Genomic DNA, 695 nt, shown 5'->3' with positions numbered 1-695 from the left:
CGATGTTGGCGATATCGTATCCGTAAGGTGAACAATGCAGCCCATGCGCGACGAGTTGAATGCCTTCCTCGATTTGCCGGATCGCCCAGTAAAAAGCGCGGAATTCGGGCCTTTGGCGGATATGCTGCTGGCCGTAAAAGACATTTACGACGTCAAAGGCTATCCGACTGGCTGCGGCAACCCGATGAAGGCCGGCGGCGAATCACTTCGCAGCGCACCCTAGGTCGAAAGCCTCCTCAATGCCGGTGCACTGTTTGCCGGAAAAACCCAAACCGACGAACTCGCCTTTTCGCTGATGGGCCTGAACGCGCATTTCCCGCCGCCCATCAATTCCGCCGCTCCCGACCGCGTCACCGGCGGTTCGTCTTCCGGCTCTGCAGCGGCAATCGCCGGAGCGCTGGCAGATATAGCGCTGGGCTCCGACACCGGCGGCTCGATCCGCGCGCCTGCAAGTTTTTGCGGCCTCGTCGGGCTGCGCACGACGCAGGGCCGCATTCCACTCGATGGCATCATGCCGCTTTCGCCAAGTCTCGACACGGTCGGCTGGTTTTCCCGCGACATCGGCACTTACGAAAAAGTTGGCGAAGTTCTGCTCGGACCGGATAAGGGCCAAAAAATTCCGCAACGCCTGCTCTTTGCAGAAGTGCTGGACGCGCTGGTTCTCGGCCCGGAGGAAGAGGCCGAATATCACGCGA

2 protein-coding genes are annotated in these 695 nt (G+C 60.4%); both read left to right on the top strand.

Features of this window, described 5'->3' with window-relative positions; translation table 11 throughout:
- Positions 1-43 precede the first annotated feature (43 nt).
- Complete coding sequence (locus tag AB1462_RS31470; protein WP_367248969.1) at positions 44-223, top strand: hypothetical protein; 180 nt, start codon at positions 44-46, stop codon at positions 221-223.
- 27 nt (positions 224-250) lie between these two features.
- On the top strand, positions 251-695 hold a 445-nt coding region (locus AB1462_RS31465), incomplete at its 3' end, for an amidase family protein (protein WP_367248970.1).

The sequence above is a fragment of the Pseudomonas sp. SB113 genome (genome assembly GCF_040754745.1).
Taxonomy (GTDB): domain Bacteria; phylum Pseudomonadota; class Gammaproteobacteria; order Pseudomonadales; family Pseudomonadaceae; genus Aquipseudomonas; species Aquipseudomonas grimontii.
Note: the sequence above shows the minus strand (reverse complement) of the source record. Positions and strands in the feature narration are given on the sequence as shown.

What these genes read in the sequence shown, in the direction of transcription:
- AB1462_RS31470 (WP_367248969.1), top strand. Translation starts at nt 44, where the DNA reads ATGCGCGACGAGTTGAATGCCTTCCTCGATTTGCCGGATCGCCCAGTA.